Annotated in this window: 18 protein-coding genes; 15 read left to right on the top strand and 3 right to left on the bottom strand. The window is 73.1% G+C overall.

Going from position 1 to position 22218, the window contains the following annotated elements:
• Positions 1-64 precede the first annotated feature (64 nt).
• Positions 65-910 carry an endonuclease domain-containing protein gene (locus ACSNOB_RS26390; RefSeq protein WP_436689359.1) on the top strand — a complete coding sequence of 282 codons (846 nt, stop codon included), beginning with the start codon at positions 65-67 and terminating at the stop codon, positions 908-910.
• Between the two features lie 704 nt (positions 911-1614).
• On the opposite strand, the gene gabT is transcribed toward ACSNOB_RS26390, so the two are convergent.
• A complete protein-coding gene (gabT, locus tag ACSNOB_RS26385; protein ID WP_436689357.1) occupies positions 1615-2889 on the bottom strand; it encodes a 4-aminobutyrate--2-oxoglutarate transaminase in 1275 nt (424 codons plus the stop codon).
• A gap of 3 nt (positions 2890-2892) precedes the next feature.
• Positions 2893-4329, bottom strand: coding sequence for a gamma-aminobutyraldehyde dehydrogenase (locus ACSNOB_RS26380; RefSeq protein WP_436689355.1), 1437 nt, complete (start codon positions 4327-4329; stop codon positions 2893-2895).
• Between the two features lie 136 nt (positions 4330-4465).
• On the opposite strand from ACSNOB_RS26380, the gene ACSNOB_RS26375 reads away from it, so the two are divergent.
• Positions 4466-5905 (top strand): aldehyde dehydrogenase family protein, encoded by a 1440-nt coding sequence (locus tag ACSNOB_RS26375; RefSeq protein WP_436689353.1) that lies wholly within the window; start codon positions 4466-4468, stop codon positions 5903-5905.
• Position 5906: 1 nt separating this feature from the next.
• Here ACSNOB_RS26375 and ACSNOB_RS26370 read toward each other — a convergent pair whose 3' ends face one another.
• A complete protein-coding gene (locus ACSNOB_RS26370; RefSeq protein WP_436689351.1) occupies positions 5907-7139 on the bottom strand; it encodes an SUKH-3 domain-containing protein in 1233 nt (410 codons plus the stop codon).
• Positions 7140-7214: 75 nt separating this feature from the next.
• Here ACSNOB_RS26370 and ACSNOB_RS26365 point away from each other — a divergent pair, with 75 nt between their 5' ends.
• From ACSNOB_RS26365 to ahcY, 13 genes are all read left to right on the top strand, one after another.
• Positions 7215-7634 carry a YbaB/EbfC family nucleoid-associated protein gene (locus tag ACSNOB_RS26365; RefSeq protein ID WP_393112678.1) on the top strand — a complete coding sequence of 140 codons (420 nt, stop codon included), beginning with the start codon at positions 7215-7217 and terminating at the stop codon, positions 7632-7634.
• Positions 7634-7972, top strand: coding sequence for a hypothetical protein (locus ACSNOB_RS26360; protein ID WP_436689349.1), 339 nt, complete (start codon positions 7634-7636; stop codon positions 7970-7972). The genes ACSNOB_RS26365 and ACSNOB_RS26360 overlap by 1 nt, the downstream gene beginning before the upstream one ends.
• Positions 7973-7990: 18 nt before the next feature.
• Positions 7991-12349, top strand: coding sequence for a toxin glutamine deamidase domain-containing protein (locus ACSNOB_RS26355; RefSeq protein WP_436689347.1), 4359 nt, complete (start codon positions 7991-7993; stop codon positions 12347-12349).
• Positions 12346-12780, top strand: a complete 435-nt coding sequence (locus tag ACSNOB_RS26350) for a hypothetical protein (protein ID WP_436689345.1) — start codon at positions 12346-12348, stop codon at positions 12778-12780. Before ACSNOB_RS26355 ends, ACSNOB_RS26350 begins: the two co-directional genes overlap by 4 nt.
• A 98-nt stretch (positions 12781-12878) precedes the next feature.
• The gene (locus ACSNOB_RS26345) at positions 12879-13091 is read left to right on the top strand and encodes a hypothetical protein (protein ID WP_436689344.1); all 213 of its coding nucleotides are present in this window, start codon (positions 12879-12881) and stop codon (positions 13089-13091) included.
• 32 nt (positions 13092-13123) lie between these two features.
• A complete protein-coding gene (locus ACSNOB_RS26340) occupies positions 13124-13870 on the top strand; it encodes an endonuclease V (RefSeq protein WP_436689342.1) in 747 nt (248 codons plus the stop codon).
• 175 nt (positions 13871-14045) lie between these two features.
• Complete coding sequence (locus ACSNOB_RS26335; RefSeq protein WP_436689361.1) at positions 14046-15191, top strand: hypothetical protein; 1146 nt, start codon at positions 14046-14048, stop codon at positions 15189-15191.
• Positions 15192-15260: 69 nt separating this feature from the next.
• Positions 15261-16646: a phosphomannomutase/phosphoglucomutase gene (locus tag ACSNOB_RS26330; RefSeq protein WP_436689340.1), complete on the top strand. Its 1386-nt coding sequence runs from the start codon at positions 15261-15263 to the stop codon at positions 16644-16646.
• Positions 16647-16708: 62 nt separating this feature from the next.
• Positions 16709-16891: a Trm112 family protein gene (locus ACSNOB_RS26325; protein WP_091097439.1), complete on the top strand. Its 183-nt coding sequence runs from the start codon at positions 16709-16711 to the stop codon at positions 16889-16891.
• Entirely contained in the window at positions 16888-18084 is a 1197-nt protein-coding gene (locus tag ACSNOB_RS26320; protein ID WP_393112667.1) for an SIS domain-containing protein, read from the top strand. The genes ACSNOB_RS26325 and ACSNOB_RS26320 overlap by 4 nt, the downstream gene beginning before the upstream one ends.
• Before the next feature lie 76 nt (positions 18085-18160).
• The gene (locus ACSNOB_RS26315; protein WP_436689337.1) at positions 18161-19162 is read left to right on the top strand and encodes a cation diffusion facilitator family transporter; all 1002 of its coding nucleotides are present in this window, start codon (positions 18161-18163) and stop codon (positions 19160-19162) included.
• 3 nt (positions 19163-19165) lie between these two features.
• Entirely contained in the window at positions 19166-20329 is a 1164-nt protein-coding gene (manA, locus tag ACSNOB_RS26310) for a mannose-6-phosphate isomerase, class I (protein ID WP_436689335.1), read from the top strand.
• 338 nt (positions 20330-20667) lie between these two features.
• On the top strand, positions 20668-22167 hold the full coding sequence (gene ahcY, locus ACSNOB_RS26305; RefSeq protein WP_436689333.1) for an adenosylhomocysteinase: 1500 nt from the start codon (positions 20668-20670) through the stop codon (positions 22165-22167).
• The last annotated feature ends 51 nt before the right edge of the window (positions 22168-22218 follow it).

Genomic DNA, 22218 nt, shown 5'->3' with positions numbered 1-22218 from the left:
GAGTTGTCCACAGGGGGTGGTGTGAGGGGCGGGTGTCGGTGGGGTTTCTTCCGATCCTGTGCGTATGTCTACTCAGCTGTGGCGTGTCGACGAACTGATGCGGGACCTCACCGTGAAGCGGATTCGCGCCAGACTCGACCGGGCGGAACTGCTACGGGTGCGGAGAGGCGTCTACGGCGACCAGCCGTGTGGCGAGGAGGACGAACTGCGCGCGCTCATGCTGTGCCTGCCCGATGAGGCCATGCTGACCAGGCACAGCGCGGCTCAACGGTACGGCTTCGGCGTGCTGCGGGAGGATCTCGTCCACGTCCAGCTGCCCGCGACGGTGCCCAGGCCCCGGCTGCCGGGACTGGTCGTCCACCATTCGGTGCTTCCCGCGCAGCCCGTCGTCGTCCGTGGGCTGCCCTGTGTGCCGGCGGCCCGATGCGCCGTCGACCTGGCGCGTACCGTTCGGCGACTGGACGCCCTGCCCGTGCTCGACGCCGCCATCCGATCGGGAGCGGTCGGTCCGGACGAGCTCTTGGCGGAGGCCGCGGCTCATCGGAGACTCCGCGGCGTGCGGCAGGCCCGAGACCTCGTACCGCTGGCAGACGGTCGAGCGGAGTGCCGGCAGGAGAGCCAGCTGCGACTGATCCTGCTCGACGGGCGGCTGCCGGCGCCGGAGCCCCAACTGTGGGTGCACGACGGTGACGGCATTCCCCGCTACCGGCTGGACCGGGGCTACCGGAAGCGCAGGATCGGCATCGAGTACGACGGGGTGTCACACCTCGGACGTGATCAACTCCGGTACGACCGTGAACGGATGAACTGGCTGGACGTGAACGGCTGGCGGATGCGCTACTTCACCGACCGCGACCTGTACTCGCGTCCCGCCCACATCGTCGCCACCATCCGCGCCGCTCTCTCCTGACCCCGCCCCGCCCCGCCGTTTCTACCGATCTTGCACTTCCTGCCCGGACTGTTCGGTACGACACGGGCATTTCGGGGGCAGGAAGTGCAAGATCGCGGCGAGGGGAGCGGGAAGGCCGGGGACTTGGGATGGGGGTCAGCGGAAGGCTGGGCGTGGGTGTGAGCCCAGGCGGCGAAGGTGCGCGGTGGGCGGTCGAGCAACCGCTCGACGGTGGCCGTGACCGTGTATGCGATGGGGGTGGGTTGCCCTGCCAGGACGCGAGCAGGTCGATCAGCTCGTCGGCGTAGCCCGCCTGCCGCCACCGGTCGCGGGCCTGCTGCTCGGTCAGCTCGACGAAGCGCAGCTCGCGGCCGAGCGCGGCGGCGATGGCGGCGAGCCGCTGCCTCGGGGTGAGCGCCTCCGGGCCGGTGAGCGTGTTGACCTGTCCGGCGTGCCCCTCGCCGGTGAGCACCCTCCGCGGCGACCGCGCCCACGTCGGCCTCGTCGACCACGGCGGCGCGGACACCCTGCCGGTCGCGCCGATCACCAGATACGTAACGGGATCTTCCTTCGTTCGCTGACCGCGAGGCTAGGAGCTGAACCCGACTTCAGGTCAAGATCTGCGTACCCGTGAACGTGCCGTGCTCCCGGTGACGGGGAAGGGCCCCTCGCCGCGGGGGCAAACGATGGTGGTGAGCTGGGGCGCGAGCCGGGTGGCCGCGCCGTCAGCCGCGGAACGCCTCGTCCAGGATGTCCAACCCCCGGTGCAGGTCGGCGTCGGAGATCACCAGCGGCGGCAGGAAGCGCAGCACGTTGCCGTACGTGCCGCAGGTGAGGGTGAGCAGGCCGGCGGCGTGACAGGCCGCCGACACCGCCGCCGTGGCGGCCGGGTCGGGGGTGAGCGTGCCGGGGCGGACGATCTCCACGGCGAGCATCGCGCCCCGGCCGCGCACCTCGGCGACGCGCGGGTCCCGCTCGGCGACCGCCCGCAGGCGCGCCGTCATCGCCGCGCCGATGCGGCGGGCCGCCGCGGCCAGGTCCAGCTCGTGCATGGTCTCGATCGACGCGAGCGCCGCCGCGCAGGCGACCGGGTTGCCGCCGTACGTGCCGCCGAGGCCACCGACGTGCACCGCGTCCATCAGCTCGGCCCGGCCGGTGACCGCGGCCAGTGGCAGCCCGCCGGCGATGCCCTTGGCCAGGGTGACCAGATCCGGCTCGACGCCCTCGTGCTGACAGGCGAACCAGTCGCCGGTGCGGCAGAAGCCGGTCTGGATCTCGTCGGCGACGAACACCACCCCGGTGGAGGTCGCCCAGTCGCGCAGCGCCGGCAGGAAACCGGGCGCCGGCACGACGAACCCGCCCTCGCCCTGGATCGGCTCGATCAGCAGCGCCGCCACGTTCTCCGCGCCGACCTGCTTCTCGACCGTCTCGATCGCGCGGGCCGCCGCCTCGGCGCCGGAAAGGCCCCCGTCGCGCAGCGGGTACGACATCGGCACCCGGTAGACCTCTCCGGCGAACGGCCCGAACCGGTGCTTGTACGGCATGTTCTTCGCGGTCAGCGCCATGGTCAGGTTGGTCCGGCCGTGGTACGCGTGGTCGAACACCACCACCGCCGGCCGCCCGGTGGCGTGCCGGGCGATCTTCACCGCGTTCTCCACCGCCTCGGCGCCGGAGTTGAACAGCGCCGACCGCTTCTCGAACGTGCCGGGCGTGAGCGCGTTGAGCTGCTCGCAGACCGCCACGTACGACTCGTAGGGGGCGACCATGAAGCAGGTGTGGGTGAAGCGCTCCACCTGTGCCCGCACCGCCTCGACGACGCGCGGCGCGGAGTTGCCGACGTTGGTGACCGCGATGCCGGCGGCGAAGTCGATCCACTCCCGGCCGTCGACGTCAGTGATCGTGCCGCCCGACGCGCGGTCCACGTAGGACGGGACGACGCTGCCGACGCCCCGGGCGACCGCGACGCCCCGCCGCTTGTGCAACTCCTCGGACGATGCCATGGGTCAGCCCTCGATGTTGTGCATGACGTGCTTGATCCGGGTGTAGTCCTCCAGGCTGTAGACCGAGAGGTCCTTGCCGTGGCCGGAGTGCTTGAAGCCGCCGTGCGGCATCTCCGAGACGAACGGGATGTGCGTGTTCACCCAGACGCAGCCGAAGTCCAGCCGGCGGGTCATCCGCATCGCCCGGCCGTGGTCCTTCGTCCACACCGAGGCCGACAGGCCGTAGTCGACGCCGTTGGCCCAGCGCACCGCCTCGTCCTCGTCGGAGAAGCGCTGCACGGTGATGACCGGCCCGAACACCTCGTCCTGGATGATCTCGTCGGACTGGCGCAGCCCGCTGACGACCGTCGGGGCGTAGAAGTAGCCGCGCTCGCCGAGCCGGGAACCGCCGGTCTCGACGGAGGCGTGGTCGGGGAGCCGGTCGACGAAGCCGCTGACCCGGGCGAGCTGGTTGGCGTTGTTCAGCGGGCCGTAGAGCACGTCCGCGTCGTCCGGCGCGCCGGTCTTCGTGTTGCGGGCCTGCTCGGCCAGCGCCGCCACGAAGTCGTCGTGGATGCCGGGGCCGGCGAGTACCCGCGTCGCCGCCGTGCAGTCCTGCCCGGCGTTGAAGTAGCCGCCGACCGCGATCGCCTCGGCCGCCGCCGCCACGTCGGCGTCGTCGAAGAGCACCACCGGGGCCTTGCCGCCCAGCTCCAGGTGGGTCCGCTTGAGGTCGGGGGCCGCGGCGGAGGCGACCTCCATGCCCGCGCGGGTCGAGCCGGTGATCGACACGAGCTGCGGGGTCGGGTGCGACACGAGGGTACGACCGGTGTCCCGGTCGCCGCAGACCACGTTGAACACGCCCGGCGGGAAGAACTCCGACGCGATCTCGGCCAGCAGCAGCGTCGACACCGGCGTGGTGTCCGACGGCTTCAGCACCACCGTGTTGCCGGCCGCGAGCGCCGGGGCGATCTTCCAGACCGCCATCATCAGCGGGTAGTTCCACGGGGTGACCTGGGCGCAGACGCCGATCGGCTCGCGCCGCACGTACGACGTGTGCCCCGCCATGTACTCGCCGGCCGAGCGCCCCTCCAGCATCCGGGCCGCCCCGGCGAAGAAGCGGAACTGGTCGACCGACGGCGGCAGCTCCTCGTCGGCGGTGAGCTGACGCGGCTTGCCGGTGTTGCGTACCTCCGCGTCGACCAGTTCGCCGGCCCGCGCCTCGACCGCGTCGGCGAGCCTCAGCAGCGCCTTCTGCCGCTCGGCCGGGGTCGTGTCCCGCCAGCCCTCGAAGGCGTCGGCGGCGGCCCTCATCGCCGCGTCCACGTCCGCCGGCCCCGAGACCGGGGCCTGCGCGAAGACCTCGCCGGTGCACGGGTCGATCAGGTCGGCGTAGCCGCCATCGGTCGGCTCGACGTAGTCGCCGTTGACGAAGTTGCGCAGCTGCTGCTGGTCGCTCATGACGGGCTCACTCCGGAAGGGGTGCGGTCTGCGGCGGTTATCGCAATGTGACTGCCATCTTGGCTACTGAATTCGCGGCAGACAAGGGTTAAGGCGACTGTTTCCGTGGACGGGTGGGTCGTCTACGCTGCTCCTTGTGGAGCCCGCAGCGTTCTATGTCGCCTCCCGCCCCGCCCACGGCGAGGGCGAACTGACCGTCCACCACCCGTACGACGGGCGCGCTGCCGGTCGTACCACCCTCGCCACCGCCGACCAGGTCGAAGCGGCCGTCGCGGCAGCCGCCGGGGTGGCCGCGGCGGCCGCGGCCCTGCCCGCGCACGCCCGCGCCGCGGCCCTGGACCACGTGTCCCGGCGGCTCGCCGAGCGGGCCGAGGAGGTCACCCGCCTGATCACCGCCGAGAACGGCAAGCCGCTCAAGTGGGCGCGGGCCGAGGTCGGCCGGGCGGTCTCCACCTTTCGCTGGGCGGCCGAGGAGGCGCGGCGCTTCTCCGGCGAGCTGCAACGCCTCGACACCGACCCGGCCGCCACCGGCCGGATCGCGCTGGTCCGGCGGGCGCCGAAGGGGCCGGTGCTCGGCATCACGCCGTTCAACTTCCCGCTCAACCTCGTCGCGCACAAGGTCGCCCCGGCGATCGCGGTCGGCGCCCCGATCGTCGTCAAGCCCGCGCCGGCCACCCCGCTGTCGGCGCTGCTGCTCGGCGAACTGCTCGCCGAGACCGACCTGCCGGAGGGGATGTTCTCGGTGCTGCCGCTGCCCAACGAGCGCGCCGCCGAACTGGTCGCCGACCCCCGGCTGCCGGTGGTGTCGTTCACCGGCTCCGGCCCCGTCGGCGCGGCGATCCGCCGGTCCGTGCCCGACAAGCACGTCACCCTGGAACTGGGCGGCAACGCCGCCGCCGTGATCTGCGAGGACTGGAACACCGACGAGGACCTGACCTTCGCCGCGCACCGCATCGCGACGTTCGCCAACTACCAGGCCGGGCAGTCCTGCATCGCGGTGCAGCGGGTCTACGTGCACGAGTGGCTCTACGACGCGTTCCTGCCCCGGCTGGTGGCGGCCGTGCAGGAGCTGCGCACGGGCGACCCGTCGGACGAGCTGACGGACGTGGGCCCGCTGGTGTCGGAGGAGGCCGCCCGCCGGGTCGAGGCGTGGGTGGACGAGGCGGTCACGGCCGGCGCCGCCATCGAGGTGGGCGGCCGGCGCGAGGGCGCCACCTACCCGCCGACCGTGCTCACCGGGGTGCCGGCGGACGCCCGGGTCAGCGCCGAGGAGGTCTTCGGGCCGGTGCTGGTGGTCGCCCGCGTCGAGCACGACCAGGCCGCGTTCGCCGCGGTCAACGACTCGGCGTACGGACTCCAGGCGGGCGTCTTCACGCATCGTCTGGACGTCGCCTTCGCCGCGCACCGCGCCCTGGAGGTCGGCGGGGTGATCGTCGGCGACGTGCCGTCGTACCGGGCCGACCAGATGCCGTACGGCGGGGTGAAGGGCAGCGGCGTCGGACGCGAGGGACTGCGCAGCGCGATGGAGGACTACACCGACCCGCGGGTCATGGTGCTGACCGGGGTGACGTTGTAGCTCACCAGGTGCCGTCGTCGCGGACGCGGGCGGGGGCGCGGCCGAGCAGCAGGGTGGTCAGGGCGGCGTCGATGTCCTCGCCGAGGAACCACTCGCCCGCCTGGTCCAACGCGAACACCCGGCCCCGCTCGTCGACGGCGAGGATGCTCTCCTGCCGTTCGGTGCCGATGGGGAAGAGCCGCGCCCCGAGGACGGCGGCGAAGTCGGCCAGGGTGTCGGCGGTGTGGGCGACCTGACGTGGGCGGATGTCGAACCGGGAAATCCACACCTGTTCGCCGGGGCCACGCCGGGCGCCCACCAGGCTGGGGAAGGCGGTGAGCGTCGCCAGGGCCGCCGGGAAGTCGGCGTGCGTGGACGTGCTGCCCCGGACCGCGCTCACGTCCCTGATGGCGGACATCGCGACGACCTCGTCCCCGAAGTGGGGCCGCCAACCGGCCGCGACGAGTGCCTGCGCGACCTCGGGCGGGAAGCGGCCCGGGTCGGGATCCGGCTGCGGATCCGGCTGCCACGGCATCGTGAAGGCCCGGTCGGACCAGGGCAGGAGGTTGAACTCCACGAGCAGGTCGACGCACGAGTCGCAGGGGCGGTCGGCGGGACCGCCGTGCGGATCCCCCGCCTCGCGCACCCGGAAGATTTCGAACCGGGCGCTCTGCAGGAGATCCTTCGCGTCGGCCATGCCCAGCGGGGCGATGCCCTCGGCGGCGCGGCGGTGGTCGTATTCGTGCAGGACGTCCGAAACGACGATCAGCTCGGCGTGCCGGTGGCAGCCGCGCACCAGGTGCCCGGCGGGCATCTCCTCCAGACGGGCGCGGACCAGCGGGTGGTGGTTCAGTTCGACGTCGCCCTTGGCGCCCTGCGCGCGGAACAGCCGGCCCTCGACGGTCAGGTGCGCCGCCGTGCCGGGAGTGGGGAGCCGATGGATCTCGCGGAGCAGTTGGCTCACCGGGTCGACCGTGCGCGGCGCCCCCGGGCCTTCCGGCCGGCTCCGGCGGTACATCTGCTCGACGACCTCGACCGGGACGCGCGGCCAGGTGGTCACCTCGCCGGTCTCCTTGTCCACCACGGTGGTCGGCAGCTCGCCCGGCACCGTCCGCGCCTCGACGGACACTGTGGACGTGATCACGTAGCCGAGGTCGAACTCGTCGACCGCCGGCCGGCACTCGTGTCCCAGGCGCTGTGAGTCGCGGCGGGCCCACACGACGGCGAGCTGCTCGGCCTGGTGGCGATCGATCACGCGCCTGAAACTACCGGACCCCACGGAAATCGTGGCGCCCGGTATGGTTCGCCCTACCGACGGTAACCGGGGAGGGTGGCGTTGGCCGAGAGCGTGGACCGGGACGCCAATCGTGCGCTGCGGGCGCGGTTCGACGAGGTGTACGGGGACTACCAGCGGCTTCGGTCCGGTTTGGACGAGTTGCAGACACGGCTCGCCGAGCTGCGGGTGACCGAGCGCTCCGACGACGGTCAGGTGACCGCCACCGTCGGGGCCCGCGGCGACCTGATCTCGGTGGAGCTGCACCCGTCCGTCTACCACGACCGGGACGCGAAGGCGTTGAGCCGGAAGATCACCACCACCGTCCACCGGGCCGGCGCGGCGGCCGCGTCCGCCACGCAGGAGCTGGTGGCCGGCTATCTGCCCGCCGGCTCCGGCGCGGTCGACTTCCTGCGTACGGGTGACTTCGGCTCGTTGCTGGGCCGGGCGGACTCGGCGCTGCGCCGGGGCGAGTGATGGACGGGCAGCTCTGGCTCGACCCGCAGCGCGCCCGGCGCGGCGGCACCGACCTCTCGCTTGCCGGTCAGGCCGTCACCGCGCGGCGACGCGAGGTGGGCGGCGCGATCGCGGCGGCGAGCGCGTCCCGGCCGTGGGGGAAGGACGACATCGGGGCCGCCTTCGAGCAGAAGTACCGGGGCTTCGAGGAGCTGGTGCTGCGCGTGTGGGAGGGCGTCGGCCGACACCTCGACGGGCTGGGCGCCGACGTGGTCCGGTCCGTCGACGCCAACCTGCGCACGGACGCGGCGAGCGCGGGTCGGCTCGACCGCGTCGGTGACCGGCACCAGCAGCGCTGATCCGCGGAGGAGACCCGGATGAGTCTGTTGCCGAGCCCCATCCCGCACCCGCTCGACTACTCGCCCTGGGATCTGCCGGGCTGGGTCTACGAGGCCCTCGACTGGGTGGTCGGCGTCGAGTGGCCGGAGGGGAACGAGCGCGCCGTCTGGGAGCTGGCCGACCAGTGGTACGCGGTGGCCGCCGCGCTGGCCGGGCCGCACGCCGACGCCGTCGCGGCCGCGGGAGAGGTGCGCGGCGGGTACGGCGGCGTCGGGGCGGTCTCCGCCGCGTTCGACACCGCCTGGCGCCGGGTGGCGGAGGGCGACGAGGCGCCGCTGCCCGTGCTGCTCGCCGTCAGCACCGAGCTGGGCCGGCTGGTGGAGGAGTGCGGCTGCGACATCGAGGGTGCCAAGCTCGAGGTCTGGATCGAGCTGGGCATCCTGGTGATCGAGCTGCTGTCGCTGGCGGTCGCGACGGTGCTCACCGCCGGCGCGGCCTCGCCCGCCGCCGGGGCGGCGATCACCGCCACCCGGCTGATCGTGCAGCAGATCTTCAGGCGGCTGATGGCGCAACTGGCCCGCAGGTCGCTCAAGCAGGGGCTCAAGGAGGCCGGCGAGCGGGCGGCGAAGGAGGTCACCAGGGGTGGTGTGCGGGGCGTGGGCCGGCGCGCGGCGCTGGGTGGCCTGTCCGAGGCGGCCGAGGAGAGCGGCATCAACCTCGCCACCCAGGCATACCAGAACTCGACCGGCCGACGGCACGGGCTGGACCTGACGGAGCTGGGCACGACGGCGGTCGGCGGCCTGGCCGGCGGGGCGGTGGCGCCGCTGGCCGGCCTCGGTCGACACGCCACCGGGCGGGGGGCCCGCATCGGGGAGCACGTCGGCCGCGAGATGACCGGCGAGGTGATGGCCGAGCAGGCCGCGAGTCTCGCCACCGGGCAAGGGCTGACCTCGGTGGAGGACGCGGCCCGCGCGGCCGTGTCCGGTGCCCGTGGCTCCGCCACCGCGCAGGCCGACGCGGCGCTGCAGGCCCGGCTCGACGGGCAGATGAGCGCCCTCGCCGGGATGTCGCTGCCGTCGACAGGACCTGACGGCTTCTCGACGCCTCCTGGTGTGCCGGCAGCGGCTGCGCCCACCGTTGCCGTGTCCGGCGCGGGAGCCGAGCCGTCGACGCACGGTTCAGGGGCGAGCAGCGCGCCGGGCGAGGGTCAGCGAGGTGCGACCGGTGTTGAGGCGGTGCCGGCGCCCCGGGCATCGGCGGAGGGGAAGCCGGAGCCGATCGGGCCCGCGACGACGACCGCTGCCCGGGCCGGTGACACGACCCAGCCCGTGACTGCCCCCGAAAACGAACGGGTCGCCGCGACCGTCGACGCCACCGGGTCCGCGCCGCTGGAGCCCGCACTCAGTCCGACGCTCTCGTCGGTCACGGCGGTGGCGCCTCTCCCTGCCAACGGGGGCATCTCGGCCGGGGTGGACGTCCAGACAACGGCTTCCGGGAACGTCCCGAGCGGCGCCGGTCCCGGGAACGTCCCGAGCGCCGCTGGCCCGTCGAACGCGCCGGTGGCGGCCTCGACAGGCGGGCCCGGCGCAGGCGGGGGCGCCGTGACGGTCGGGTCGGCCCCCGCCTCGCTTGCTGAGCCGAGAGCGTTGGTTACCCCCGGCCCGGTCGCGGGCCACGTCCCGTCGGTCGCCAGCCCCGAAGCCGCCACCGCACGAGGAGCCGCCGCCGCAGCGGCGCCGGCACATCCGCAGCCGGCACCGCCCACCCGGCTGCCCGCGCTCGGCGCCCTGGCACCCATGCCGGGTCCTCCCGTCGACACCGACACGCCGGCAGCGGCCGGTCGGGATGACTCGACCGTTCCCCGGGTCAGGGCCCCCGAGTGGTACGCGGCAAGGTGGGCGCTCGACCAGGAGGCGTTCGAGCGACGTCGCTATCGCGGCTACTACGAGTCGCAGCGGGCGTGGTTCGAGGACAAGCGCCGCTTCGACGAGGCTGCGCGGCTCAGGGCTCGCGCGGAGGAGCACCACCAGAGGGCGCGGGACTTCGCGGCTCACGCGCTTCACCTGCACCGCACGGGCCAGGCGCGCCAGGCTGACAGGTGGCAGTGGGCAGCGAACGACGAGACGCGAGCGTACGGGCAGTGCCTCGACCACGCGGAAGCCGTACTGGCGGGCAGCGTCGTGCCGTCAGTCGTGGGGGTCGCCGACCCCGCGGACTTCCGCCGGATCAACGACGACGTCGGCGACCTGGCACGCGGCGCCGTGGAGACCGCCGACCGTTCGGCGCTGACGGGAGACGACCATCCGCCGCCGATCGACCGGTCGCGGAACTACGGCCAGCCCGGCGGTCTGCGTCCACCGCTGGCACTGCACCAGACCGACATCGAACGGCAGGTGCCGCGCGAGCCTGACGGGAGCGTCAGGCGCACCGCCGACCCGCGACTCGGCGGCTGGTTCGGGCTGGTGAACGACGGTGGCCCGCAGGCCGACCCGACGCGTGCCATCAACTGCATCGACTGCACCCTGTCGTTGTTCGACACCTGGATGCACGGTCGGCCCCGGGTGGCCGCTCCCCGCACCTTCGACGCCTACCTCTCCGGCGACGTCACGCGCCCCATCAACGGTGAGCGGGGCGGCACGGGGCGGATCGAGGACGTCACGGGCGGGCGCTTCCAACGCCTCTGCCAGCCGGCGGACGACGTCCAGGGCGCCGAGCGGCAGCGGACCGTCGACGCCGGCTACCGCAACCTGCACGACCAACTCCGCATCGGAGGACACGGCAGCTTCGCCTTCGTCGTCAACACCTGGGAGCAGGGCGGATCCCACATCTGGGTCGCCCTCAACCAGCACGGCACGGTGCTCTACCTCGACCCGCAGACCGGAGTCGTGTCCGACGCGCCCCTGTACCGGCACCGGGGCACCTCACACCCGTACAACGCCGTCGACATCGAGGTCCTGGTGCTCGGCCCGGACGCCAGACCGATGCCACTGGCCGGGCTGCGGCGCGGCCGGTTCAGCGAGCGACCCGACCTGCCGGACCACCCGCCCGTCGAGACCGACCAGGGGTACGGCGAGCCGTACCTCAACCGCATGTACCTGCTCGACGGCCCCGGCGCGGCCCCGCCCGTCGGGCCGACGCCGGAGGGGTCCTCAGCGCAGTTCGGTGAGCCAGAATCGCCACCCGGCCGGAGCGATGTCCCGCGGGAAGAGTTGCGGGCCGCACGGGAACGCGCACAGGCGGAGCGGGTGGCGAACGGCATTCCCGCGAGCGCCGTCCTGGCCGACGCGCCGGACCTGGAGCGGGTGTTCGCCGCCGGCGCGACCCCGGCCGAGGTGGCGGCCGGGCTCGATGCGCCGGCACTCCGGCGACTCGTACCTGACCTCGACGAGCCGGCCGCCACGGACGTGGCGCGGCTGTTCGCGGAGCCGCGCGTGCAGCGCATGCTGGATGACACCTGGCGAGATCCGCCCCGGGGTGAGCCGATGCTCGCCGAGACCCTCGTGCGGCAGTTGGTGCAACAGCCGGACCTGGCGCGGATGATCCTCGCTACGCCGGAGTTGGCGAACTCGCTGACTGCGCGCCCGGTGACGCTGCATCACCTGGCCAGCCACCAACAGGCGATCGACGTCCTCGGCTCGGTGCTTGACGACATCGCGGTACGAGGCGCCGAAGCGGTCGTCAGAGGATCGGTGCCTACGCCTCACCAAACGCCTCTCACGGACGATCAACGAAGGATCAGCGCGCTCTTTCCCGCAGGCCCGGAAAGGTCTACCCAGGCCGGGTTCGACGTAGCTCGCAAGAACGACGTCGAGTATCAGGCGGAGTACCTTGACCGGTTGTATGCCGATGCGGTCGAAGCGCAGCGGGAGGTTACCGCTCTCGCGCGACGCCTGGCTGCCGAATCTTCTGGGCCGGCCGTACCTGATGGCCGCTCCGCGCCGAAGGACAGACAACGGGCAGAGGATAAGGTGGCCAAGTATCGAGGGGACGTTTCGATGCTGACCGACCTTGCTGCCGCGAAGGTCGCCTTTCGTGCGCTCTCAGATCTCTACGCGGCGCTTGAAGTGCTTCGCGGATATGTTGGCGTGGAGATTGTCGAATTCGAAGACCGTTTCATCTCCCCTCAATCAAGTGGCTATCGCGATGTCCAGATGTCGCTGCGGACGTCGAACGGGCACATTGCGGAATTCCGCCTGCATCTTCAAGCCTTGGACGACGTAGCCGCCTGGGAGCATGCCTTGTACGAAGTCCGGCGGGACCTAAAGGCGGTGGCCAAAGATCAGGGCCGTACCATGTCGCAGGTGGAACGCGCTGTCTGGAACGGTGTTCTCAAAGAGGAACAGCGATATTTTTGGCAGGCGCTGCAGACGACATTGGGCGGAGGCCCGCTAGGATGACCGAGATGCCCGGGTTGGTGCTGCCGGCCTACTTCAGCTATTACAAGTCGCCCGTCAAATTGGTCGACACTCCTGATGGCGGTATCAAGGCTTGGCGGCTGTCGCATGACACGGGTGGGTGGGAGCCCGCCGATGACCTGATTGAAGAGATTCTGTTCGCTGTTGGCGGAGAGATAAGTTCATTGACGGTGGACTCCTTCATCGACTGGACGGAGCATGACCGCGGCCGCTACCTACGGGGCGAGGGGCCGGTTTTCGCGCTGTACGAGACGGTCAAGGCCATCGTGGAAAATGCCAAGGCCGAGAGGCGTCAGTTGACTACAAAGGAACTGGCGTTGGTTCGCGGCATCAGGCGCAAGACCTTCGTGATGTTCGAGGAGGAGCTTCAGCGAGCAGGTGATCCTGCCGCCGATCCTTCGCTGGCCGAGTAGCGCAGCTAGCACGAGCCTGGTCGACGGCCACGTCGGCCAGTCGACCCACGACCGTTCGCCCGGCAGGATGGCTTGTGAAGCCGGAATAGCATGGCGAAATGGCTGAATCAGACAACGTGCGGGAGCGGTCCGGCGCCGGACAGCCCAACCCCTGGGCGTGGCCGGTCGGCATCATGCTCGGTCTGGTCACCGGCCTGGTCGCACTGGACGGCGCCGCCGGCGTCGGCTTGGGCATCGGTATCGGCGTCACATTCGTCCTTGCCTTCGGCACCGGCCAGCCGCGTGCCCAGCGGTTTGCCGGCCAGTCGTGACGACCGACGGATCGGGGGCGGCGCAGGACGGCATGTCTGGAGTGGTGGGTGCGCGGGTGGGCCCGCCGGGGAGCGTGGCGGAGGCGCTGGCCGTACAGGAACGGCTGCGGCCGCTGGTCGACCTCGTCGGGCCGGGGCCGGCCGAGCCCGCGACGGTGGCCGGCCTGGATGTCGCGTACGCCGAGAGCGGTGATCGCCTCGCGGCGGCCGTGACGGTGCTGGACGCCCGGACCCTCGCGGTGGTCGACTCGGCGGTCAGCGTGGGCCGGCCCGCCTTCGACTACGTCCCGGGGCTCTTCGCGTTCCGCGAGTTGCCCGCGCTGCTCGACGCGCTCGACCGGCTGACCGTACGCCCGGAGGTGCTGGTCTGCGACGGGCACGGGCTGGCCCACCCGCGCCGGTTCGGGTTGGCCTGCCACCTGGGCGTGGTGACCGGCCTGCCGGCGATCGGTGTCGGCAAGACGCCGCTGCTCGGCGCGTGGGCGCCGCCGGCGGACCGGCGCGGGGCGTGGACGCCGCTGCGCGACGGGGACGAGGTGGTGGGTCGGGTGCTGCGCACCCGGGACGGCGTGAAGCCGGTCTTCGTCAGCGTCGGCAACCGGATGAGCCTCGACAACGCGACCGCCCGGGTGCTGGCGTTGACGCCGCGCTACCGGCTGCCGGAGACCACCCGTACCGCCGACCGGCTCTGCCGCGACGCGCTGGCCGCCGCCGCGCCGGACCGACGCCGCGAGCCGCCTCCGCCGGCGCACCGACGAGGAGCCGGCCCGGCCCGCTGAGGCTGGTGGCGAGGTGCGACCCCGCCCGGACCAGCCCGCCCGTCGGGACAGGTGCCGTGGCGCCACCACGGGGGTAATACGGCGCACATCCGGAGCGCTCAATGACCGGGCCCCACCCGGGCGCGGTAGTAGCCTACCGGCGGACCCCCGTCGGGGGAGGAACGGCGAGGTGATCATGGCGGTACGTCGGCACGTGGCGCGGCTCGCGACGGTCTGCGCGTTGCTGGGCGGCCTGGTGGCGCTCGGCGCGACGCCGGCGCTCGCCGCCGACTCGGTCCGGGTGCGGTCGGCCGGCAGCTTCACCGCCGGCGGTTCCGCCGAGGGCGTCTCGATCGAGGTGCGCAGGCGCAGCGACGGCTGCGTGCTGCTGCGTACCGCCCTGGGGCTGCGCCTGGGCGGCCTGCGCGCCGATCAGGTCAGGGCCCAGGTCAACGTGGGCGGCCACTGGTTCCCCGTGTCGCTCTCCGGTGGCGGGGGCAGCGTGGCCACCCCGGCCACCTCGCCGGCGAACCCGCGGCTGTGCAAGGGCAAGAGCATCACGGTGCGCTACCGGGTGGCGTTCGCCGCCGGCGCGCCGAACGGCCGGCTGACGGTCACCGGCGAGGCCAGCAACGCGCTCGGGCGGCTGCTCGGTCGGGGCGCCGAGGCGTCCCGGGTGGTCGGCGGCCGGGCCACCGCCTCGCCGTCCCCGACGCCCTCGAAGAAGCCGTCGCCCACCCCGAGCGCGGTCGCCACCGCATCGGGAGGCGCCGAGGCGGGGGCGACCGTGGCGGCCCTCGCCGGCCAGGGCGGCGGCGCCGCCGTCAACGCCGCCGAGGAACAGTCCTCCGGCGGCTCGATGATCATGTTCTTCGGCATCGCCATGGTCGCCGTCGGGATCCTGCTCATCGTCCTGCTGTTCCGCCGCTCGCGGGCCGACAAGGAGCCCGCCGACGACCTGACCCACGTCCCGCTGCCGCGCAACCCCGGTGGCACCACCTACCGCTCCGCGCAGGGCCCGGCCGCCGCCCCCATCCCGTCCGGCCAGGTGTACGGCCAGCAGCCGCCCACCCCCGGCGTCTACGGGGGCGCGCCCGCGCCGCGTCCGGCCGGCGGCGTGTACGGCAGCCGCCCGGGCCCGGAGGCCACCCAGGTGGTGCCCGGCGGGTCGACCCCGCCGCCGGTGTCCGCCCCGCCCGGGAGCCCGACGTCGTCGCCGCCCGCCCCGGGGCAGTACGGCCGGCCGACGTCGGCTCCGCCCGCCTCCGGGCGGCCCGGCGACCCGCCCCCGGAGACCGGCGGCGGCGACCACACGGTGCTCATGCCCCGGCTCCCCGGCTGAGCCGGGCCGCCCGGCGCCCCTCCGATACGCTCAGGCCGTTGACGACCTGCGGCGCAAGGAGCGAGACCGGTGTCTGATCTGTCCCAGATCGTGAAGGCCTACGACGTCCGTGGGACGGTGCCGGACCAGTGGGACGAGCGCACCGCCGAGGCTCTCGGCGCGGCCTTCACGCAGGTGCTGAGCGCTCACGGCGAGGCCGGCGACGCGGTGCTCATCGCGCACGACATGCGCGCCACCGGCCCCGGTCTGGCGGCCGCCTTCGCGGCCGGCGTCCGCGCCGAGGGGCGCTCGGTGATCGAGCTGGGGCTCGCCTCGACGGACATGCTCTACTACGCCTCCGGCTCGCTCGGCCTGCCCGGCGCGATGTTCACCGCCAGCCACAACCCGGCGCAGTACAACGGCATCAAGATGTGCCGCTCCGGCGCCCGCCCGATCGGGCAGGACAGCGGGCTGGCCGAGATCCGCGACCGGGCCCAGGCCCTGCTGGACAAGGGCGAGGCCCGCCCGGCCGGCGAGCCGGCCGCGCCGGCCGAGCGGCGCGACCTGCTGGCCGACTACGCGGCGTACCTGCGGGAACTGGTCGACCTCTCCGGCATCCGCCCGCTGAAGGTGGTCGTCGACGCCGGCAACGGCATGGGCGGCTACACCGTCCCGACGGTGCTCGGCGACGCCGCCCTGCCGGCGCTGCCGCTGGAGATCGTGCCGCTCTACTTCGAATTGGACGGCACGTTCCCCAACCACGAGGCCAACCCGCTGGACCCGGCGAACCTCGTCGACCTGCAGCGCGCGGTCCTCGAGCACGGCGCCGAGATCGGTCTGGCGTTCGACGGCGACGCCGACCGCTGCTTCGTGGTGGACGAGCGCGGCGAGCCGGTCTCGCCGTCGGCGATCACCGCCCTGGTGGCGGCCCGCGAGCTGGCGAAGCACCCCGGCTCGACGGTGATCCACAACCTGATCACCTCCAGCGCCGTGCCGGAGATCATCCGCGAGCACGGCGGCGAGCCGGTCGTCGCCCGGGTCGGGCACTCCTTCATCAAGGCGGAGATGGCCCGGACCAACGCCATCTTCGGCGGCGAGCACTCCGCCCACTACTACTTCCGGGACTTCTGGTTCGCCGACACCGGGATGCTCGCCGCGATGCACACGCTGGCCGCCCTCGGCGAGCAGTCGCTGCCGCTGTCCGTGCTGGCCGGCGAGTACGAGCGGTACGTCGCCTCCGGCGAGATCAACTCGACGGTGGCCGACCAGGCCGCCAAGGTGGCCGAGGTGCGGGCCGCGTACCCGCAGGCCGAGGCCGACGAGCTGGACGGGCTCACGCTGCGCTTCCCGGACGGCGCGTGGTTCAACCTGCGCGCTTCCAACACCGAGCCGCTGCTGCGGCTCAACGTCGAGGCCCCGACGCGGGAGCGGATGACCGCCCTCCGTGACGAGGTGCTCGACCGGGTTCGCCGATAAGATCGCCTGCGCCGGTCGGCACCGTCGATCGGTGAAACCGCATACGTGGAAGGAGCCGCGCCGTGGCCCTGGACCCGCAGTTGCTGGAAATCCTCGCCTGTCCGGACACGCATCACGCCCCGCTCGACTACGACGCCGAGGCGCAGACGCTGACCTGCACCGAGTGCGGCCGGATCTTCGAGGTCCGCGACGACGTGCCGGTGCTGCTGCTGGACGAGGCGCGCGGCCCCGCGGAGCGGTCGTGATCGACGGTACGGCCGGGGTCAGCGGCCGACGCGAGCCCGACGAGGCCCTGCTCGACGACCAGGACGCGCTCGCCGAGCACGATCCGGGCGGCATGCTGCGGCACACCGCCTCCGCCGGGGCGCAGGTCCGCGAGTCGGCCGCCCTGGCCGCCGAGGCCAACCTCCAGGTGCTCGCCGACGAGGGCCGGCCCCGCGCGGTCGTCATCGCCGGCATCGGCACCGCCGGGCGCACGGGTGACGTGCTCGCCACGGTCGCCGGGCCGCGCTGCCCGGTGCCGGTCATCCCGCACCGCAGCGCCGGCGTGCCCGGCTGGGTGGGCGCCGCCGACGTGGTCATCGCCGTCAGCGCCTCCGGCCGCAGCCCCGAGGCGCTGGGCGCCGCCGAGGCCGCGCACCGGCGGGGCGCCCGGCTCGTCGCCGTCGGCGCGCCCGACTCGCAGTTGCAGTCGGTGGCCGAGCGGGCCCGGGCGCCGTTCATCCCGGTGCCCCGGCGCGCCCCGGCCCGGGCCAGCCTCTGGGCGCTCACCGTGCCGGTCCTGCTCGCCGCCCGTACGCTCGGCCTGGTGAAGGTCAACGAGGCGGATCTGGCGGAGACCGCGGCCCGGCTCGACGCGGACGCGGACCGCTGCCGCCCCACGGCCGAGTCCTTCGTCAACCCGGCGAAGTCGCTCGCCCTGGGGTTGGCCGGCTCGGTGCCGATCGTCTGGGGCTCGTCGCCGCTGGCGACCGTGGCGGCGCGCCGGTTCGGCGACACCCTGTCCGCCAACGCCCGCTACCCCGTCGTCAGCGGGGCGCTGGGCGAGGCCGGGCGCGGGCGGGTCGGCCTGCTCGACGGCGTCTTCGGCGGCCTGGTCGAGGGGGAGCGGGACATCTTCGCCGACCCCGACGAGGAGGAGCCGGCCGGCACCCGGTTGCGGCTGGTGCTGCTGCGCGACGGCGGGCTGAACCCCGAGGACGACGCCGACGAGCCGCTCGCCGTCGAGGAGCGCCGCGCGGACGCGGTGCAGACGCTCGCCGAGCGGCGGGGCGTGCGCTGCGACGTGGTGACCGCCGAGGGCGGCTCCGCGCTGGAGCGGCTCGCCTCGCTGGTCGCCGTGCCGGACTTCGCCTCGGTCTACCTCGCCCTGGCACACGGACTGGACCCGATGGCCGTACCGGCCATCACCGAGATGAAGGAGCTGGCAAACCAGTGAGCGATAGCAGGGAACGGGTCGGGCGGCGCGGTACGCCGGTGGCCGGTGGCGCCGCGCGACGGACCGGAGCGACGGCGTGAGCGCCAACGGCGGGACGAAGGCGATCGTCGCCGCGCTGCTGGCCAACGTCGGCATCGCCGTCACCAAGTTCGTCGCGTTCCTGCTGACCGGGTCGTCGTCGATGCTGGCCGAGTCGATCCACTCGGTCGCCGACTCCGGCAACCAGGGGCTGCTGCTGCTCGGCGGCAAGCGCGCCAAGCGGGCGGCCACCCCGCAGCACCCCTTCGGCTACGGCCGCGAGCGCTACGTCTACGCGTTCATCGTGTCGATCGTGCTGTTCAGCGTCGGTGGTCTCTTCGCGCTCTACGAGGCCTGGCACAAGTGGTCCGACCCGCACGCGATCGACAAGTGGCAGTGGGTGCCGGTCACCGTGCTGGTGGTCGCGATCATCATGGAGACGTTCTCCTTCCGCACGGCCATCAAGGAGTCCAACCTCGTCCGGGGCAACCAGTCCTGGGTGCACTTCGTCCGGCGGGCCAAGGCGCCCGAGCTGCCGGTGGTGCTGCTGGAGGACCTGGGCGCCCTGGTCGGCCTGGTCCTCGCGCTCCTCGGCGTCGGCATGACCCTGATCACGGGCAAGGGTGAGTGGGACGCCGCCGGCACCGCGGCGATCGGCGTGCTGCTGGTGGCCATCGCGATCATCCTGGCCATCGAGACCAAGAGCCTGCTGCTCGGTGAGGGCGCCGAGGCGCACGACGTCGCCGCCATCGAGAAGGCGGTCACCGACGGCCCCGAGTTCGAGCGGATCATCCACATGAAGACGCTCTACCTCGGCCCCGAGGAGCTGATGGTGGCCGCGAAGGTCGCCGCGCCGGCCTGCGAGAACGCCGAGGTGCTGGCGCGGAGCATCAACACCGTCGAGGCCCGGATCCGCGCGGCCGTGCCGACCGCCCGGGTGATCTACCTGGAACCGGACATCTACAGCGCCGCCGCCGAGCGGGCCGGCACCGGAAGCGCGGCGCACACCGCCGTGCCGGGCTCCGAGCCGGGCGAGGCCGCCGGGCGGCCCGGGAGCTAACGGGTGGAACTGCTCCACGGACCGATCCGGGACTACGCCTGGGGGTCCCGCTCGGCGATCGCCCGGCTGCAGGGCCGGCCGGTGCCGAGCGACGGCCCGGAGGCCGAGCTGTGGCTGGGCGCCCACCCCGGCGCCCCGGCCATGGTCGACCGCGACGGCGGCCGGGTCAGCCTGACCGACCTGCTGCTCGCCGAGCCGGACCACTGGCTCGGCGAGCGGGTGGTCGGCCGGTTCGGCACCCGGCTGCCGTTCCTGCTCAAGGTGCTCGCCGCGGACGCCCCGCTGAGCCTGCAGGCGCACCCGGACGCCGAGCAGGCCCGCGCCGGGCACGCCGCCGACGCCGACCGCCCGGACGGGCAGCGCAACTACGTCGACCCGTACCACAAGCCGGAACTGCTGGTCGCGCTCTCGTCGATGGAGGCGCTCTGCGGGTTCCGCGACCCGGTCGCCTCGGCGCAGACGCTCGCCGGCTTCGGCGTACCCGGGCTGGAGCCGGTGCTGGCGGCGTTGCGCACCGGCCCGGCGGGGCTGCGCGACGCCGTACGGCTGCTGCTGACCTGGCCTGCCGACGGGCGCGACGCGCTGGTGGCGGCCGTGGCGGCGGCGCCGGTCGCGGGGCCGGACGCGGAGCTGGCCCGGGACCTGGCCGCCGCCTACCCGGGCGACCCGGGGGTGCTGGTGGCGATGCTGCTCAACCGGGTGCGGCTGGCGCCCGGGGAGGCGATCTGGATGCCGGCCGGCAACCTGCACGCCTACCTGCGAGGCACCGGCGTGGAGATCATGGCGGCCAGCGACAACGTGCTGCGCGGCGGGCTGACGCCGAAGCGGGTGGATGTCGACGAGCTGCTGCGGGTGCTGCGCTTCGAGGTGCTGCGCGATCCGGTGGTGCCGCCGCTGGAGGTCGCCCCCGGGGTGGTCACCTGGCCGGTGCCGGTGGACGACTTCGCGCTGCACCGGGTGACGGTGGGCGCGGCGCTGCCGGAGGTGACGCTGCCGGTGCCGGGGCCGCGGGTGGTGCTGTGCGGCGCCGGCGAGCTCTCGGTGGACGACGGGGCCGGTCCGGTGACGCTCGGGCCGGGGCGGGCCGCGGTCGGCACGGCCGCCGCCGGGCCGCTGCGCCTGGCGGGCACGGGCGAGGCGTACGTCGCGAGCTGCGGCCTGCGCTGAGCCGGCGGCCTGTGCTGAGCCGGCGGCCTGCGCTGGGCCGGCGGCGTCGACCGGGGCAAGTCCGACTTTCCCGGAATCGCTTGACGTGCGATTGGCGCAGTGTGACTCTATGAGTACGCAGCGTTATCGCGACGACGGTCCGAGAACGCGCGCGAGGGATCCAAACCGGGGGGATGCACGGGGCGGGCGGCTGGTGGACGGCAAGTCCGTTCACGACCGACCGCCCCGTGCGCTGTCCGCTTCTGTCTTCCTGCTCTCTTCACCGGCCGGTCCCTTCGGCATCGGCCCGCGCGCGTAAGGTGGAGGGTCGCGCAGCACATCGTCCGACAGGAGCTTCCATGACCAGCACCCTCCCGGCGTCCGCCAGCGGAACGCCGTCCGAGGCCCGGCCGAGCACCCTCGCCGAGGGCGACTACAAGGTGGCGGATCTGTCGCTCGCCGAGTTCGGGCGCAAGGAGATCCAGCTCGCCGAGCACGAGATGCCCGGCCTGATGGCGATCCGTCGTGAGTTCGCCGACGCCCAGCCGCTCGCTGGCGCCCGGATCACCGGGTCGCTGCACATGACCATCCAGACCGCCGTCCTGATCGAGACCCTGGTCGCGCTCGGCGCGCAGGTCCGCTGGGCGTCCTGCAACATCTTCTCCACCCAGGACCACGCCGCCGCCGCGATCGTGGTCGGGCCGGACGGCACCCCGGAGGCCCCGGCCGGCGTCCCGGTCTACGCCTGGAAGGGCGAGAGCCTCCAGGAGTACTGGTGGTGCACCGAGCAGGTGCTCACCTGGCCCGACGGGCAGGGCCCGAACATGATCCTCGACGACGGCGGCGACGCCACCCTGCTGGTGCACAAGGGCGTCGAGTTCGAGAAGGCCGGGGCCGTCCCGCCGGTCGAGTCCGCCGACTCCGAGGAGTACGCGGTCATCCTCGGCCTGCTGCACCGCTCGCTCGCCGAGGACGGCCAGCGGTGGACCCGGATCGCCGCCGGCATCAAGGGCGTGACCGAGGAGACCACCACCGGCGTGCACCGGCTCTACGAGATGCACCGCGCCGGCACCCTGCTCTTCCCCGCCATCAACGTCAACGACTCGGTGACGAAGAGCAAGTTCGACAACAAGTACGGCTGCCGCCACTCGCTCATCGACGGCATCAACCGCGCCACCGACGTGCTGATCGGCGGCAAGATGGCGGTCGTGCTCGGCTACGGCGACGTCGGCAAGGGCTGCGCCGAGTCGCTGCGCGGCCAGGGCGCGCGGGTCGTGGTGACCGAGGTCGACCCGATCTGCGCCCTCCAGGCGGCGATGGACGGCTACCAGGTCGCCACCCTGGACGACGTGGTCGAGCAGGCGGACATCTTCATCACCGCCACCGGCTGCTTCGACGTCATCACCAACGAGCACATGGCCCGGATGAAGCACCAGGCGATCGTCGGCAACATCGGTCACTTCGACAACGAGATCGACATGGCCGGCCTGGCGAAGCGGTCCGACGTGGAGCGGATCAACATCAAGCCGCAGGTCGACCTCTGGAAGTTCGCCGACGGGCACGCGATCATCGTGCTGTCGGAGGGCCGCCTGCTGAACCTGGGCAACGCCACCGGCCACCCGAGCTTCGTGATGTCGAACTCCTTCGCCAACCAGACGATCGCCCAGATCGAGCTGTTCACGAAGACCGAGGAATACCCGATCGGGGTCTACGTGCTGCCGAAGCACCTGGACGAGAAGGTCGCCCGGCTGCACCTGGAGGCGCTCGGCGCGAAGCTGAGCACGCTCACCAAGGAGCAGGCCGCCTACCTCGGCGTCTCCGTCGAGGGTCCGTTCAAGCCGGAGCACTACCGGTACTGAGCCCGCCACGCCGACCGGGCCGGCCCGCGCAAGCAGCGGACCGGCCCGGTC

Source organism: Micromonospora sp. URMC 106, from assembly GCF_051386395.1.
Taxonomy (GTDB): domain Bacteria; phylum Actinomycetota; class Actinomycetes; order Mycobacteriales; family Micromonosporaceae; genus Micromonospora.
Note: the sequence above shows the minus strand (reverse complement) of the source record. Positions and strands in the feature narration are given on the sequence as shown.